This is a genomic window from Pseudomonas fluorescens (assembly GCF_004683905.1).
Lineage (GTDB): Bacteria > Pseudomonadota > Gammaproteobacteria > Pseudomonadales > Pseudomonadaceae > Aquipseudomonas > Aquipseudomonas putida_A.
This window is the reverse complement of sequence record NZ_CP038438.1, coordinates 4842413-4857679: the sequence shown is the minus strand read 5'-3', so window position 1 is coordinate 4857679 and position 15267 is coordinate 4842413. Positions and strand designations below refer to the sequence as shown.

General features: G+C 61.9%; 9 protein-coding genes. 5 read left to right on the top strand and 4 right to left on the bottom strand.

The window, feature by feature from the left end; all coding sequences use genetic code 11:
* Window positions 1–11: 11 nt before the first annotated feature.
* Complete coding sequence (locus E4T63_RS22325; protein WP_135296481.1) at window positions 12–1886, bottom strand: putative bifunctional diguanylate cyclase/phosphodiesterase; 1875 nt, start codon at window positions 1884–1886, stop codon at window positions 12–14.
* The gene (locus tag E4T63_RS22320; RefSeq protein WP_135296480.1) at window positions 1883–4147 is read right to left on the bottom strand and encodes a GGDEF/EAL domain-containing response regulator; all 2265 of its coding nucleotides are present in this window, start codon (window positions 4145–4147) and stop codon (window positions 1883–1885) included. The genes E4T63_RS22325 and E4T63_RS22320 overlap by 4 nt, the downstream gene beginning before the upstream one ends.
* 241 nt (window positions 4148–4388) lie before the next feature.
* Here E4T63_RS22320 and E4T63_RS22315 point away from each other — a divergent pair, with 241 nt between their 5' ends.
* The 4 genes from E4T63_RS22315 (at window position 4389) to E4T63_RS22300 (ending at window position 7414) form a co-directional block, all read left to right on the top strand.
* Complete coding sequence (locus tag E4T63_RS22315) at window positions 4389–5750, top strand: HD domain-containing phosphohydrolase (RefSeq protein WP_096795592.1); 1362 nt, start codon at window positions 4389–4391, stop codon at window positions 5748–5750.
* Window positions 5751–5817: 67 nt separating this feature from the next.
* Window positions 5818–6252, top strand: a complete 435-nt coding sequence (locus E4T63_RS22310; protein WP_135296479.1) for an NUDIX hydrolase — start codon at window positions 5818–5820, stop codon at window positions 6250–6252.
* Window positions 6253–6275: 23 nt separating this feature from the next.
* On the top strand, window positions 6276–6914 hold the full coding sequence (locus E4T63_RS22305) for a LysE family translocator (protein ID WP_098965408.1): 639 nt from the start codon (window positions 6276–6278) through the stop codon (window positions 6912–6914).
* Window positions 6915–6916: 2 nt separating this feature from the next.
* Entirely contained in the window at window positions 6917–7414 is a 498-nt protein-coding gene (locus tag E4T63_RS22300) for a GNAT family N-acetyltransferase (protein ID WP_096795595.1), read from the top strand.
* A 217-nt stretch (window positions 7415–7631) separates the two neighbouring features.
* Here the strand turns inward: E4T63_RS22300 and metR are convergent, their stop codons facing one another.
* Window positions 7632–8549, bottom strand: a complete 918-nt coding sequence (gene metR, locus E4T63_RS22295; RefSeq protein WP_007968856.1) for a transcriptional regulator MetR — start codon at window positions 8547–8549, stop codon at window positions 7632–7634.
* Between the two features lie 118 nt (window positions 8550–8667).
* Complete coding sequence (locus tag E4T63_RS22290) at window positions 8668–13833, bottom strand: dermonecrotic toxin domain-containing protein (protein ID WP_135296478.1); 5166 nt, start codon at window positions 13831–13833, stop codon at window positions 8668–8670.
* Between the two features lie 258 nt (window positions 13834–14091).
* Here E4T63_RS22290 and E4T63_RS22285 point away from each other — a divergent pair, with 258 nt between their 5' ends.
* A complete protein-coding gene (locus E4T63_RS22285) occupies window positions 14092–15126 on the top strand; it encodes an alpha/beta fold hydrolase (protein WP_135296477.1) in 1035 nt (344 codons plus the stop codon).
* The last annotated feature ends 141 nt before the right edge of the window (window positions 15127–15267 follow it).

Below are 15267 nucleotides of genomic sequence, written 5' to 3'. Positions count from 1 at the left end.
TATCGAGGCGTTCATCGCGCCGTCCACGGTGGCGGGGCTGCGCTGGCCAGCCAGTGCGCAAAGTCGTCAGCCGGCAGTGCCTTGCTGAAAAAGTAGCCCTGACCTTCTTCGCAGTCGTGGGCCTTGAGGAACGCCAGTTGCTCGGCGGTTTCGATGCCTTCGGCGATGACGTTGAGCCCCAGACTCCTGCCCAAGCTGATGATGGCGCTGACCAGTGCCGCATCGTTGCTGTCGTTGCACAGACCGCGAATGAACGACTGGTCGATCTTCAGCACATCAATCGGAAACCGGCGCAGGTAACTCAGGCTGGAATAGCCGGTGCCGAAGTCATCGATGGCCAGGCGGGTGCCCAGCGCCTTCAAACGATTGAGCGCTACCATCGTTGTTTCGACGTTCTGCATCAGCACACCTTCGGTGATCTCGATCTCCAGCCAGTCAGGGGCCAGGCCTGTCTGCTCAAGCACGCGTTCGACGCCCGCAACGAAGTCACGCTGGCGAAAATCGATGGGTGACATGTTCACCGACATGCGGATCGGCGGCAGACCGGCTGTTTGCCAGGCACGGGTCTGGCGACAGGCTTCGCCCAGTACCCATTTGCTCAGGGGAACGATCAGCCCCGTGTCTTCGGCCACCGGAATGAACTCCGCCGGGTAGATCCAGCCGTGTCCCGGTTTCTGCCAGCGTATCAGCGCTTCGGCGCCGACCACGGTGCCGCTGCGCAGGTCGATTTTCGGCTGATAGTGCAGGACAAACTCGTGCTCGTGCAGAGCGCGGCGAATGCCCGACTCGATGCTGTGCTGCTCGCGGGCGTGCTGGTTCATGGCTTCGATGAAGAAGCCAACGCTGTCAGGGCCGTGTTCCTTGACGTTGCGCATCGCCGTCTCGGCTTTCTTGATCAGCTCGGTGGCTTCGAGGCCGTCATCGGGGTAGACGCTGATGCCGACGCTGGCGGTGACGCTGACGTCATGCCCGGCTATCGTCTGCGGCAGGCGAATGGCGGCCAGCAGTTTTTCCGCGACGCCGTGGGTTTGCTGGGGATGGTTGATGTCGCCGAGGATCACCACGAACTCGTCCGAGCCATAGCGAAACACAGAGTCGGAATCACGCACGCATGACAGCAGTTGGCGGGCGGTGCGTTTGAGCATTTCATCGCCCGCTGGATGGCCCAACGCGTTGTTGATGCGCTTGAAGCGATCCAGACCGAGAAACATCACCACCAGTTGCTTGTCATGGCGCCGGCAGACAGCCATGGCCTGGCTCAGGCGATCACCCAGCAGGGTGCTGTTGGGCAGCTCCGTGAGGCTGTCGTATTGCAACAGATGCGAGACCTTGAGCAATTCGTGAACCCGCGCCTCGATGGTCTGCTCAAGGCTGAGCATCTTCAGCGCCGCGTCCTGCGCCAGTTGCCATTTCCAGGTCAGGGCGTTGGCCATCTGGCGGATTTCCAGACTGTCGAACGGCTTTTTCAGGATCAGCAACTGGTCGCCGAATTCCAGCCGTTCGGCCATCGCTTCCCAGCTGTAGTCGCTGTACGCGGTGCACAGGGCAACCTGCAGATTTGGATCGACACGCCATAGCTGCTCGATGGTTTCCAGGCCATCCCAGCCCGGTGGCATGCGCATGTCGATGAAGGCGAGGGCATACGGGTTGCCATGGCTCAGCGCCTGTTTGACCAGGGCCAGGGCTTCCTGGCCCTGATAGGCGGAGTCGAGCTGGAAGGTCAGGTGCGGCGATTGGCGGGTACCGAACAGCGTCTGTTCCAACTGATGCAAGTCGACGTCGTCCTGCGCCTGCGGGGCTAGAATCTTGCGAAAGTCTTCATGAATCGCTGGCGTGTCATCGATGATCAGGATGCGCCGGTTGGTCTGGGGGAAGGCCGTTTTCATGCCTCATCCTCCTTGGGGGAGGGCGCCGCGCGGGGCACGTCCCGGAGCAGCCGGCCCGCCTGTTCGGCGCTGACCGCTTCGCTGAAATACAACCCCTGTGCGCTGGGCAGCGGTGCTTCGGCACGGGGTACATCGGGTCGATTCAGGGGTGTCTGGCCTTCGGCGATGATGCCGATGTCCAGATCCCGGGCGAAATTGACGATCGCTCGCAGGGCGTTGGCTCCGGCCACATCCTGGGACGCACTGGCGATAAAGCTCTGGGCCAGTTTGAGGTGATTGACCCGGTAGGTTTTCAGGTAATCGAACGAGGAATATTCGGTGCCGAAATCATCGATGGCAATCGCCACGCCCAGCTCACGCAGGCGTGGCAATGCATCGTTGTGGGTCCATTTGGTCTGGGCCAGCGTGGCTTCGGTGACATCGAATCGCAGGTCCCAGGGGGCGAGTTCCCAGCGTGCGGTGGTGCGCAGCACGTCATAGATCAGTTCGGGGCCGCTCTTGAGCTGTGCCAGGGAAATCTTGATCGCCATCACCGGCGGGGCGACCCCGTCATTTCGCCACAGGTGCATCTGGTGGCAGGCGTGATTCAGTACCCAGCGTCCGAGCGGAATGATCGCGCCGGTTTTCTCCGCTATCGGTACGAAAGCGGAGGCCGGCAGCAGGCCGAGGCGCGGATGTTGCCAGAGGATTTGCGCCTCCATGCCCAGAATCCTGCCGCTGTGCAGGTCAATCTCCGGTGCGTAATGCAGCAACAGTTGATTGCCCTGAAGGGCGCTGGTCAATTCGTCGACCAGGGTCATGCGTTCGGCCACTTCCCGCGAGATGTCCTCGGAGTGGAAGTGATACTGGTTGCGCCCCATTTCCTTGGCGCGGTACAGCGCCATGTCGGCCTGGCCCAGCAGGCTGTCGGCGTCGAGACTGAGCTCGCTGTAACTGCTGATGCCGATGCTCACCGAAATGTGCAGCGCATTGCCGGCCAGGTTGTAGGGCGCCAGCAGCGTGTCGCGGATATTGGCCGCCATGGCGGCTGATTGGGTCGGATCGCCGACGTCCAGTTGCAGGATCGCGAATTCATCGCCGCCCAGGCGCGCCACCACGTCGCTTTCGCGCACGCCTGATTTGATGCGGCGGGCGACTTCCTGCAGCAGCAGATCGCCCACCGGGTGGCCCAAGGTGTCGTTGATCCGTTTGAAGTGGTCAAGATCCAGATAAAACACCGCAAACGGCGCGGCCCCCCGACGAGCGGCGGCGAAGGCCTGATGCAGGCGTTCGATCAGCGTGGCGCGATTGGCCAGGCCTGTGAGGCCGTCGGAGCGCGCCAGCAACGCCAGTTTTTCCTCGGCCACGCGGCGCTCGGTGATGTCGAGGATGATGCCTTCGACTTCCAGCAGACGGCCGTCATCATCGCGCACCGGGATGTAGCGGTTTTCCACCCAGCGCCAGGTGCCCTGGCCGGTTCTCAGGCGAAATTCGATCGACGCGCCCGACGCATGCCGATCCAGCACCCGCGCCATGGCGGCATCGACGCTGGCCTGATCGTCCGGGTGAATCAGTTCCTGCGCCCAGTTGGGCGAGCGCAGCAGGTCGGCGGCGACATGGCCGTAGCGGGTGATGTTGTGGGAGATGTACATCAGGGCAAACGACGGATCGCCGCGCAGCCGGTACAGGATGGTCGGGCTGTTTTGCACAATCATGTTGGCGTCGGACAGCTCGCGGGTGCGCTCCTGAACCGCCTGTTCCAGCTGGTTCATTTTCAGCTCGGCGTCTTCGGTCATCTGCCATTTGACCGTGAGCGCGCTGGCCATCTGCCGGATCTCGATCGCGTCGAACGGCTTTTTCAGAATCAGCAAGCGGTCATTGAGTGCCAGACGCTGGTCGATGTCTTCCCAGGAATAGTCGGAATACGCCGTGCACAGCGCGACTTGCAGCTTGGGGTCGACTTGCCACAGCCGTTCGATGGTCTCCAGGCCATCCCAGCCTGGCGGCATGCGCATGTCGATGAACGCCATGGCGTAGGGGCGGTTTTCAGCCAGCGCGGCTTCGAGTTTTTCCAGCGCTTCGCGGCCCTGAAAGGCCGAGTCCAGCTCGAAATGCTGGGACGGTGTGGCGGATGGGGTGCCAAACAACAGATTCTCGGTTTCGCCCAGGCCGTCGTCAGCGGGGACGAGCGGGCAGAGAATCTTGGCGAAATCGCCATGAATCGACGGGCTGTCGTCGACGATGAGCACTCGGCGATTGATCTGCGCTGTTGGCTGGTTCATGCCGCGCCGCCCATGAGGCCGCTGGCGGGTGTCATCCGGGGCATCCTTTTCCCTCGCAACTTGTCGGTTCGACCGATGGAGTATTGCGCCGTGTTCAGCATAGTCGTCCCGGCGCGACGCCGTGGCCTGTGAGCGAAGATTTGCGTGAATGCAGTCAAAAATCATCTAGCCTTGGACTCAGGCGCGGGCCAGTGAGGCGGTCGGTCGATGTGTCGATAACCCTGTTTCTTGAGGCCAAGCCATGGAAGAGCAATCCGCCCCTTTGCCGGTACATCGACCCAAGGTGTTGCTGGTCGATGACGAGGAATCGATCCTCAACAGCCTGCGTCGTCTGCTGCGGGGACAACCCTATGACGTCCTGTTGGCGACCAGCGGTGCCCAAGCGCTGGAGATGCTGGAGCAGCAGCCCGTGGACCTGGTGATGAGCGATGCGCGCATGCCGAACATGGATGGCGCCTCGTTACTGGCGCATGTCCGCCAGCGCTATCCGGCAACCGTGCGCATCATGCTCACCGGTTATGCCGACCCGTCGGCAATCATCAAAGCGATCAACGACGGGCAGATTCACCGCTACATCAGCAAACCGTGGAATGACGAGGAGTTGCTGCTGATCCTGCGTCAAGCCCTCGAACATCAGCATTCCGAGCAGGAGCGCCTACGTCTGGAGCGCTTGACCCAGGTGCAGAACGACCAGCTCAAGCTGCTCAACAGCACCCTGGAAAAGCACGTGGCGGCGCGTACCGCCGAACTGCAGCAGACCGCCGACATGCTTGACCTGGCCTACGAAGAACTCAAACACAGCTATGTCACCGGCACCGAAGTGTTCTCGCTGCTGGCCAATCTGCGTCTGCCACCTGCCAAGCAGACCAATCGGCAGATCATCGAACTGGTGCGCAGCTACTGCAAACAGCACGGTCTGGACGAGGCCACCAGCCGCGATCTGACCATGGCCGCCGCGCTGTATAACATCGGCAAACTGAGCTGGACCGACGGTATGATGACCACGCCTTCGGATCTGCTGCGTCACACCGATCGCGAGCGTTATCGCAGCTATCCGAAGCAGAGCGAATCGCTGTTGATGACGCTGGACCCGATGAAGGACGCGGCGCGCCTGATCCTGCATCACCAGGAGCGCTGGGACGGCAGCGGTTTTCCTGACCGGCTCAAGGGCGAGGCGATTCCGTTGGGGTCGCGGTTGCTGAAACTGGCAGTGGATTTCGTCGAGTTGCAACGCGGCCTGATCCTCGAACGGCATTTGAACAGCGACGAAGCGTTGCTCTATCTGCGGCAGTACGCCGGGCGTTTGTATGATCCCGAGCTGGTCGAAGATTTCATTCAGGTGTGCGCGGCATTTCTGGGCGACGTCACCCTCGCCGACCCGTCGGTCAAGGTGCTGACCACCCGGGACCTGGCGGCAGGGATGATTCTGGCGCGTAATCTGAATGCCGATAACGGCATGCTGCTGCTCAACGCCGGCAAGGTGCTCAGCGCGCTGCTGGTGGAAAAGCTGATTGCCTTCGAAGCCATGGAGGGCGGCAAATACAAGATATTCGTCAAGCTGCCCGAGGAGGATGAAACCGCGCTCAAGGCTCAGGGGGAGTGACCTGTGAGGTGACTGAATCAGGCCGGGCATGGGATCCTTGCGGTTTTTCCAGGCCGGTGGCTGACCCATGACCTCTGCATCCGTTGTCGCTCCAAACCTCATCCGTATCGCCGCGGCGCTGTTGCTCAACGCCGAAGGCCAGACTCTGCTGGTGCGCAAGCGCGGCACCACGGCGTTCATGCAACCGGGCGGCAAGATCGAAGCCCATGAGTTGCCGGTGCACGCACTGGCCCGCGAGCTGGAAGAAGAGCTGGGCCTGCAGATCGAGCCGGCGCAGGCCTGCTTCCTTGGCCAGTTCTCGGCGCCGGCCGCCAACGAGCCGGGATTCGTCGTGCAAGCGGAGATTTTTCAGTTGACCATCGACGCCGATGTGAAGCCCGCGGCCGAAATCGAGGAAGTGATCTGGATTGATCCCGCCACTGATCCTGCTGTGGTTCTGGCGCCATTGACACGCGACCTGATCCTGCCGTTTTATCGCAGCTCACTGACGGCGCTCGCCTGATCATTCACGCAAAGGACATTGCCATGATCCCGCTTCAAGACCTGCTGATCTTCGCCGCCGCCGCGCTGTTGATGGTACTGACGCCGGGGCCGAACATGATCTACCTGATCTCGCGTTCGATCTGTCAGGGACGCAAGGCCGGAGTCACCTCGTTGCTCGGTGTGGTCGCGGGATTTTTCGTACATATGTTTGCCGCGGCCGCCGGTTTGACCGCGGTATTTCTGGCGGTGCCGCTGGCTTATGAAGTGCTGAAGTGGGCCGGTGCGCTGTATCTGCTGTGGCTGGCCTGGCAAGCGGTCAGACCCGGTGCGCGCTCGCCGTTCGAAGCCCAGCAACTGCCGGCGGATTCGTCGCGCAAACTGATCACCATGGGCTTTCTCACCAGCGCCCTGAACCCGAAAATCGCCGTGTTCTACCTCTCGGTGTTTCCGCAATTCATCAGCCCTGAACACGGTTCGGTGTTTACCCAGAGCATCATTCTTGGTCTGACCCAGATCAGTGTCAGTTTCAGCGTCAATCTGCTGATCGCGCTGTTCGCGGCGGGCATCGCGTCGTGGTTCGTGCGCAATCCGACATGGCTGGCGCTGCAGCGTTATTTCATGGGTTTTGTACTCGCCGCTCTGGCGGTGCGCCTGATGCTTGAACAACGCAGGACCGCCTGAGCATGTGGATCGAACGCCTCGACGCCAGTCATGCCCTGGCTTATCGCGAGCTGATGCTCGAAGCCTACGACCGCCATCCGCAGGCCTTCACCTCCAGCGTGCGCGAGCGCGCGGTGATGCCGCTGAGCTGGTGGGAAGCGCGGCTGACCAGCAAGCTCGACGTGGTGCTCGGTGCGTTCGAGGAAGGCACACTGGCCGGCATCGTCGGCCTGGCATTCGAGCCGCGAGAAAAGGCCCGCCATAAGTCGACCCTGTTCGGCATGTACGTCTCAGCCGATTTTCGCCAGCACGGCCTGGGCCATGCATTGGTGCAGGCCGCCATCGCCGAAGCACACACCCATCCTGCACTGAAGCTCATCCAACTGACCGTCACCGCCGGCAACGACGCCGCGTTCTCCCTGTACCAACGCTGCGGCTTCATCCAGTTCGGCCTTGAGCCGCTGGCGGTGCGGGTCGGCGAAGACTACTTCGACAAGATTCACATGTGGCGACAACTCTGATCGTCCCCCTAAGTGAGAGGTTTTTGTGGCGAGGGGATTTATCCCCGATGGGCGGCGAAGCAGCCCCAAATCCTACAAACGCGGGCTATCTGAAACACCGAGTGCACAGGTCTCAGGGCTGCTGCGCAGCCCATCGGGGATAAATCCCCTCACCACAATGAATCTTTTTGTCTCGCAAATGTTCTCGGTTTACCGTCAGTCATGAGGCACCTTGGTGTCAGCGAACCGCGCTGACCCCATCCAGCGTCGAGAATGATGTGTCCTTGGCGGTCAGCAGGAAATCGCGCATGTACGGCGCATCGAGCATGTCCGCACGGATCGCCGCGTAAAGCGTGGCAAACAGACCCTTCTCGCCCAGGCGCTTGGCCTTCACGTAACCACGCGAGCTGTATTCGTGCAGCGCCCAGTGCGGCATGCCGCAGACGCCACGGCCGCTGGCGACCAGTTGCATCATCATCACCGACAGCTCCGAGGTGCGCACTTGCGCCGGTTCGATGTCGGCCGGTTCGAGGAAGCGGGTGAAGATGTCCAGCCGATCGCGTTCCACCGGGTAGGTGATCAGCGTTTCCGTCAGCAGGTCTTCGGGGACGATGTACGGTTTGCTCGCCAGCGGGTGCTGGTTGGCCACCGCGAGCATCGCTTCGTAAGTGAACAGCGGCACGTAAGTGATGCCGGCGATGTCCAGCGGATCGGAGGTCACCACCAGATCCAGATCGCCGCGGGCCAGTGCCGGCAACGGGGCGAAGGCGAAGCCCGAGGCGAGGTCGAGTTCGACTTCCGGCCAGGCGTCGCGGAACTGGTCGATGGTCGGCATCAGCCACTGGAAACAGCTGTGGCATTCGATCGCCATGTGCAAACGCCCGGCGGTACCCCCGGCCAGACGACTGATGTCGCGTTCGGCAGCGCGCAGCAGCGGCAGGGTCGCGTCAGCCAGTTGCAGCAGGCGCAGGCCGGCGCTGGTGAAACGCACCGGTTTGGTCTTGCGCACGAACAACGGCATGCCCAGGCGTTCCTCCAGTTCCTTGAACTGGTGCGACAGCGCCGATTGGGTCAGGTGCAGACGGTCGGCGGCATCGACCAGGCTGTCGGCCTCGCGCAGGGCGTGCAGGGTTTTCAGATGACGGATTTCAAGCACTGCTGGCCCCATGAGGAAAATTTGTGATCAGGACGAAAACAGTGAGTTTGTCTCATGTTGACGACGCTGTCGACCGCTCAAGCAGCGGGGCACAGCCAGTGCCCCGCTGTTTTTTGCCTTAGAGATCTGCGAAATGCCGAATGCCCAGCGGTTTGCCGATATCGCCACGCCAGATTGCCTCGACTTGCGCACCGCCGGCGGCCTGGGCCTGCTGCCATTGCATGCCGAGATTGCGTTGTTCCGGCAATTTCAGGTGGGCTTTGACGAAGTCGGCGAACGGCGCCTTGTCCGAGGTGTAGTGAAAGTGGGCGAACCACAGCGTGCGCGGTGGGGTGCTGGTGAGGTCGCGCACTTGGTATTCCTGAAGGAAATCCTTGCGTCCGTCAGCGCGCTTGCCCAGTGCCCGCAATGAACCTTCGCGGCGGATATCCACCACTTGCTGTTGCAGCAAATAGTCCAGATAGCCTTCGGTGGGTGTCTTGCTGCGCAGTGACTGATCAATGCGCAGGGTACGACCGGTACGTCGCAGCTCACCGGCCTTGGCGCGCAATTGCACCACCAGTGGTTCGGTCGGCGATAACCGTTCGATGGCCTGGGCGCGGATGCTCAGCTCGGTCGCTTCGCTGCTGAACATGTGTTCCAGATCCACCGGCAACATGTCCTGACGGGTGTAGCCCTGCACCTTGGCGCTGTAGGCCGCAACCGCCTCCAGACGTTTTCGCGCTTCCGCGAGCAATGGTTGAACATCGGTTGGCAGCGGTGTTGTGGCAGGTGCGGGGCGGGCTTGCAGATGATATTTGCCGCTGGAGCGCGGCAGCCAGGTTTCGCGGAAACCGTCGATGCCTTCGACGGTGAAGCGTTTTTCCCGGGTGCCGGGGTCAATGCTTTCGGTACCGATCAGCAACTGGTTGTCCTCGGTTTCGAACAGTTGCCTGCCGCCCGGCTCTCGCGGTTTGATCGGCGGGCGCTGTTTGATCGAGTGCCGCGCGTGTGCTTCGACCTTGGTCAGCCCATCGAGGAATGGCCCGACCTGTTCCAGATCCAGATGCTGCGCATAACCCAGCGTCCAGGCGTTGAGCTGACGACGGAAACCGGCATAGATCTGCAGGCAATCCTCGATCACCTGTTTGCGCTCGACCAGGCTGGCGCTGACTTCTGGCAAGTGATGCTGGGTCAGCAGTGCGCGCCCGACCTTGACCCGGGCGTCTTTGAGCTGGGTATGAAAATACACCCAGGACAGGTCGCTGACCGCATCGTAGCGAGTAATGATTTCCAGCAGATGTGCGGTTCTCAGGTAGTGGTGCGTGTTGTCGCCCAGGTTGCGGTTGAGCGCGGTCATGTCTTTCGCCATCTGGGTTTTCTGCGCGCGATTGCTGATGCGGTTGTTCCACAGGTTGGCCTGCTCGGTGATTGCGTGCAGTTGATCGAACTCCTTGAGGAAGTCCTTGCGTACCTGCTTGCGCCGGGCCATGAGTTTTATATGGGCCGCTGTATTGCCGAAAGGGGTGGCATCGGATTCGGCGACCAGTGCGTCGATCCGGTTCAGGTGTTCCAGCAAGCGGTCGCGGGCGACGGTGACGCGCTGCACGGCGCGGTCGACCACGATCCAGGCACAGCGGCTGCGGATGTCTTCGATCTGCAGACGCTTGCGGCCATGGCTCAAGGGCAACAGTTCGGCAAGGTTGTCGTATTGGGCGATCGCGAGGTCGATGTCATTCAGGCATGCTGCGTCGACTGCTGTGTGTAGTGGCTTGCGCTGGGCAACGTCGAGTTTCTGGTAGTTCTCCAGCAACTGGTTGGAAGCGCGTGTCTGGGTATCAAGGCGCCGGGTATAGGCGTCGGCGGTGTTGGTCAGGGTCAATTGCCTGCGCAGTTGCCGATCGGTCCACCAGCGCGGTAACCACTGGCGAATTGGCGCGGGCCAGAGCGGGTCCATACCGTCGGCCAGATGTCCGAGCACGGCGCCACCGCCTGCACCGCCACCGTCCATAACGGTGCCGTACACCGCGTAATGGGTGTTCCACTGGCCATTTTCGTCGAGGGCGATCGGTTGTTTGTAGCTGCGCAGCCGTGAGCCGTAAAGCCTCCAGCCACGTGGCGCGTCGCTGAGCTGAACCCGATAGATGCGGCCCTGACGAATGATGAAGTCACCATCGGCGTGGCGGTAGACGTTGCGATAGACACCGTGGGTGGCCGGGTGCAGGCCGGCGAGGGAGATGTCGAATTCGTACTCGTATCCCGTGAAGCGCTCGATCGACTGCCTGGCATATTGCCAGGATGTTGGTATCGCGGCGGATCTGCCCAATGCCGCGCGTTGCCGCTGGCGGCTGGCCAGACGAGCGGCTGCGGGTGCCGAAACGGTTCCGGGAAGCACATCCATTGCCGCGTCGATCAGCGACAGCAGCACCGCTTCCACCTCCGCCAGACCATGTCCGAGCTCGCCGCGCAAGAACGCCGCGACCGCCAGATTGGCACTGTTCCAGGCGTCATACAGGGCCACGGCCGCGCCCACGAACGGCAACATGCCGATAGCCATTTTCAGATAGTTGAACAACGCCCCGGACTTCAGTGCACAGCGTTCGAGATACAACGCATCGTTGGAACGTGAACTGCTGCGATGGGCCTCCAGCAACCGGCCCATGTGCACGTTCAGTAAATGAATGGCCAGTGATGTGGTCGCCGGCCAGGCCATCCCGACGCCGATCAGCGCATCGAAATTGCGCAGCTGTGCCTGGTTGATCCGGCTGACATGGCTGGCAAACTCGCCGCTTACCGCGCGTCCCGCCAAGTAGCTGACCATTTTGCTGTCCACACAACGCTTGAACAGATCCACCCGCGCCTGCTCCAGCGTTTCGAATTGACGGAGGAAGATCGCGTCGGGGCTGTCGGGCAAGTAGAGCAGGGTCAGGCCACTGGTTTGCTCGACAATGAACGTGACACCCGCGAGCGTGCTCGGTCCTTGATGCGCGGTGTCCTCTCCACCGACGGTCAGGTGCACCGGCAGCAGCGCGATGCGTTGTCCATTCACGGCATACGCCTGAGGTGTATTCGCCTCGATGGCGACTTTCAGCACGGCATGGCCGGCATTGTCGATGTGCCGTTGCAGCAGCGCGAACTCACCTTGCAACCTGAGCATCAGCCGCCACGGTTCGCTCAGGCATTCACGGCGCCAGGCCTGCTGAAACGCCGGTTCTCCCGGCACGCCGAAAAATGCCTGGCGAATCAGTTCTTCGTAACGTCCGGGCAGATCCAGCTCTGTTACCAGATTGCGCAAATAGGCCGGGGTGATCCCGGCTTCGAGGCGCCGTCGATCAGTGGGGTTCTCGGCGCGGATCCTGGCCCGCATGAAGGACAGGCGCCACTGCACCTCCTGATCGATGTTTTCCTGTGCCAGTTGTTCAAGGGTGAGGTCGCCGCGCTTGTCGCTCGCGGTCAGGACAATGCGTTGCGGTGTGCCAGGCGCGGCGCCTTCCATCACGGTTTTTTGCCAGAAGGTCGAATCGGGCAGGTCGAGGCTCACGCTCGCGCTTTGTTTGAGCGCAAAGTCTGCGCGCAAGCGGGCGTCGATGCGTTGTTCGGCGAAGGCCTGACGCGGCGGTAATTCCCGTTCGAGCAACGCATGAGCGCGTTGCATGGCGTCGAGGTACTGGCTGATCAGCGTTTTGATCCGTGCACGTGGCGCGTCGTCCAGCTTTTCAAACCATGCAGGCAGGTTGCCGGCCAGCGCCGCGCTGCGGTCTTGCGCCTGACGTTCGGTAAATGCCCGTTCACGGGCTTGCGCGACCGCTACGGTCAGGCGTGGCAGATATTGTTCGCGCAGCTTTTCCATCTCGGCCCGGCGCTCGTCGGCCCGGCCGGGCAGCGGGTTGTCACGCAGGATCTGCGCGGCCTGCTGTTCGCATTGATAGAGCTGTCGATCAAGGGACCAGGCCAGAGGGTCCCCCGTGAGCGGCGTCAGGTGCAAGGTCAGTCCGCCGTCGTTCGGCGAATGTTTGAACAGATCCTGTGCCAGCGCTGTACGTGAAGTAAAACGTTGCAGCCCGCCGAACTCGCCCGGCCAGTAAAGCAGCAGGCTGTCGCTCGAGTCAGGCTCCAGTGCGGCGGTCGTCGCTATGATCAGTACGCCATGCAGCTCCTCGACGGCGGTCATGTTCTGATCTGCCGCCGCCATCGATAGGCGGGCGATAACCCCGTCCGCTGTCGGCAGATGGCGCCCCGGTGCGTCCAGCATCGCGATGATTCGCCGATGCTCCTCGACGGTCAGATGATCCAGCGCCCTTTGCAGTTCGACCTCGGCGCGCAGCCCTGCGATACGGGCCTGAAGCAGGGCGTGGTGATGGACATTCGTGGCATGACGCAGCTCGAGCATTTTCAGCGGATCGCGACTCTCAAGCAGTGCTGAAGCGGCAGCGTGGCTGGCTTGCCGGGCTTCACTCAGTGCGTCGAAATGCTGCGCCAGTTGTTGGCGTTGCGGGTTGTTCAGCTCTGCTGCAGCGGCTTCGCCGAGCAAGCGCTCGAGGGCCCGCTGCTCAACATCAAGCGCCCGACTGCGCTGGTTGAAGGGAATGTCCGGACTCAGCAGACCGAACAGCGCGACGTCATCGGAGGCAGGCAACGCGTCGATCGCAAGTTCGGACGGTGCGCCGATCAGCTCGTGGAAGTCACTCGTCGACGCTGAACCCGTGAACAGCATTTGCAGGTTGAGGCGCAGCGGATCCTGACCGAGCACCGGCTCGACCAGTGTCACCGCCTCCAGCCGTGAGTATTGCCCGCTCTGTCGGCAATGACTGATCAGCCAGTCCTGCAGATCGGCGTGTTGCCGGAACAGCTGCAGTGCCGGGTCGTGCGAGGGCAGATACAGTAAATGTCGCGTCGGGTCGAGACGAATCAGCAGCGCACCGGGCAACGTGACCTGGCTGTCATCGCGGCGTGCGAGTCGTGGCTGGCGGATGGCAACGTCGCTGTGTGTGGTCTGCTGGTCAACGCTTGTCAGCAGCCTCTGCAGGGGCGCGGCCTGCAGCGTTTCTTGTGCATGGGCATTCAGGCAGCTCGCCTCGAAGTGCTGGCGATAGATAAGCAGCGCCTGATCCCGACGCGAAAACGGCGTGCCGGTTGCGCGCTGATCCCAATCGTCGCGCGCGGCTTGCGCCATCAATGCCCGCCACTGCCGATGACAATCGCGCAAACACGCGCTGGACTGCTGGTGGAGGTTCTGATCGAGATTTTTCGGCAACGAATGGGGCAGGCCGAAATCGACCGTGGCGGGGGTGGGGAGGTCGAACATGATGAAAGGATTCCAATGGCTTGAAAGACCGGGCTGAGCCGGATTTCAAGCCATTAGAGGTCAGACGTCGGAGGTGGGTGTGGTACTGGGGTATCGCTTTGCGCTGGTCTGTTTTGCAGAGTGTGTCCGCCTGCTCAACGGCCTGCACAAATGACCGCTCGGCAATCTTCATTAAACTGTCACGCAACTGTGGCAGCGCGCTTGAACAAACTTCATCAGACTCGCGCTCTACTGGGGTTCTGCGTTTCGGTGTTTTTCATGAGCAAGGGATTTTTTTCGCTCGCGGCCGTTTTGGTCGCGTTTTTATTCGGTACGTCAGCGTTCGCGGCGGCGCGTTGCGATGTGAATGTGCCGACCGCGCATGTCGATCTGCAACAAGTGAGCATTGCCTACCAGAGCATCGGCCGTGCCTCGGATCCGGCGCTGTTGCTGGTCATGGGCCTGGGTGGTCAGTTGATCCACTGGCCGGACGAAGTGGTGGTTGCGCTGTGTCAGCAAGGCTTTCGGGTGATCCGGTACGACAACCGCGATGTCGGCCTGTCGACCTGGCGTCAGGCCCCGGCCGACGCCAACCTGACCTTTGAAGTGCTGCGCTACAAACTCGGCTTGCCGGTGTCGGCGCCCTATTCGCTGACGGACATGGCCGACGATGCGCTGGGCTTGATGGACGCGCTGCACATCGACCAGTTTCACGTATTGGGCGCGAGCATGGGCGGGATGATCGCCCAGCATCTGGCGGCGATGGCACCGCAGCGGGTAGAGAGTCTGACGCTGATCATGACCAGTTCCGGCGCTGAAGGTTTGCCGGCACCGAGTGCGGCGCTGGTGCAACTGCTGGCGCGGCGCGGCGCGCCGAATCGCGAGGTGGCGCTGGAACAGCAGGCCGATCTGCTGGCGGCGCTTGGCAGCCCCGCGGTGACCGATGACCGGCAAGCGTTGTTGCATCAGGCGGCGATTGCTTACGACCGGGCGTTCAACCCTGAAGGTGTGAAGCGCCAGATCATGGCGATCCTTGCCGAGCCGAGCCGGGTGGCCTTGCTCAATCAACTGCGGGTGCCGACGCTGGTGGTGCACGGCACGGCCGATCCGCTGTTGCCGGTGATGCACGGGGTGCATCTGGCGGCGCACATTCGCGGTAGTCAGTTGAAGCTGATTCCTGGGCTGGCTCATCGTTTTCAGGAGGCGTTCAAGGCGCCCTTGCTGGCGGCGGTGTTGCCGTATTTGCAGGCGCACCGTGAAGACACCTCGCACTGGGCGCAGATCGAGCCGGTGGCGAGCGGCAACCTGCTGTAGCTGAGGTTTTGGCGGTGTTGACTCGGGCCTCTTCGCGAGCAAGCCCGCTCCCACAAGGGGAACCGTATTCCGAATGTGGGAGCGGGCTTGCTCGCGAAGGGGCCATCACTGTCATCGCAAGAGCAGGCAGGTGTATCGTGC

What these genes read in the sequence shown, in the direction of transcription:
- E4T63_RS22325 (WP_135296481.1), bottom strand. Translation starts at nt 1,886, where the DNA reads ATGAAAACGGCCTTCCCCCAGACCAACCGGCGCATCCTGATCATCGAT.
- E4T63_RS22320 (WP_135296480.1), bottom strand. Translation starts at nt 4,147, where the DNA reads ATGAACCAGCCAACAGCGCAGATCAATCGCCGAGTGCTCATCGTCGAC.
- E4T63_RS22315 (WP_096795592.1), top strand. Translation starts at nt 4,389, where the DNA reads ATGGAAGAGCAATCCGCCCCTTTGCCGGTACATCGACCCAAGGTGTTG.
- E4T63_RS22310 (WP_135296479.1), top strand. Translation starts at nt 5,818, where the DNA reads ATGACCTCTGCATCCGTTGTCGCTCCAAACCTCATCCGTATCGCCGCG.
- E4T63_RS22305 (WP_098965408.1), top strand. Translation starts at nt 6,276, where the DNA reads ATGATCCCGCTTCAAGACCTGCTGATCTTCGCCGCCGCCGCGCTGTTG.
- E4T63_RS22300 (WP_096795595.1), top strand. Translation starts at nt 6,917, where the DNA reads ATGTGGATCGAACGCCTCGACGCCAGTCATGCCCTGGCTTATCGCGAG.
- E4T63_RS22290 (WP_135296478.1), bottom strand. Translation starts at nt 13,833, where the DNA reads ATGTTCGACCTCCCCACCCCCGCCACGGTCGATTTCGGCCTGCCCCAT.
- E4T63_RS22285 (WP_135296477.1), top strand. Translation starts at nt 14,092, where the DNA reads ATGAGCAAGGGATTTTTTTCGCTCGCGGCCGTTTTGGTCGCGTTTTTA.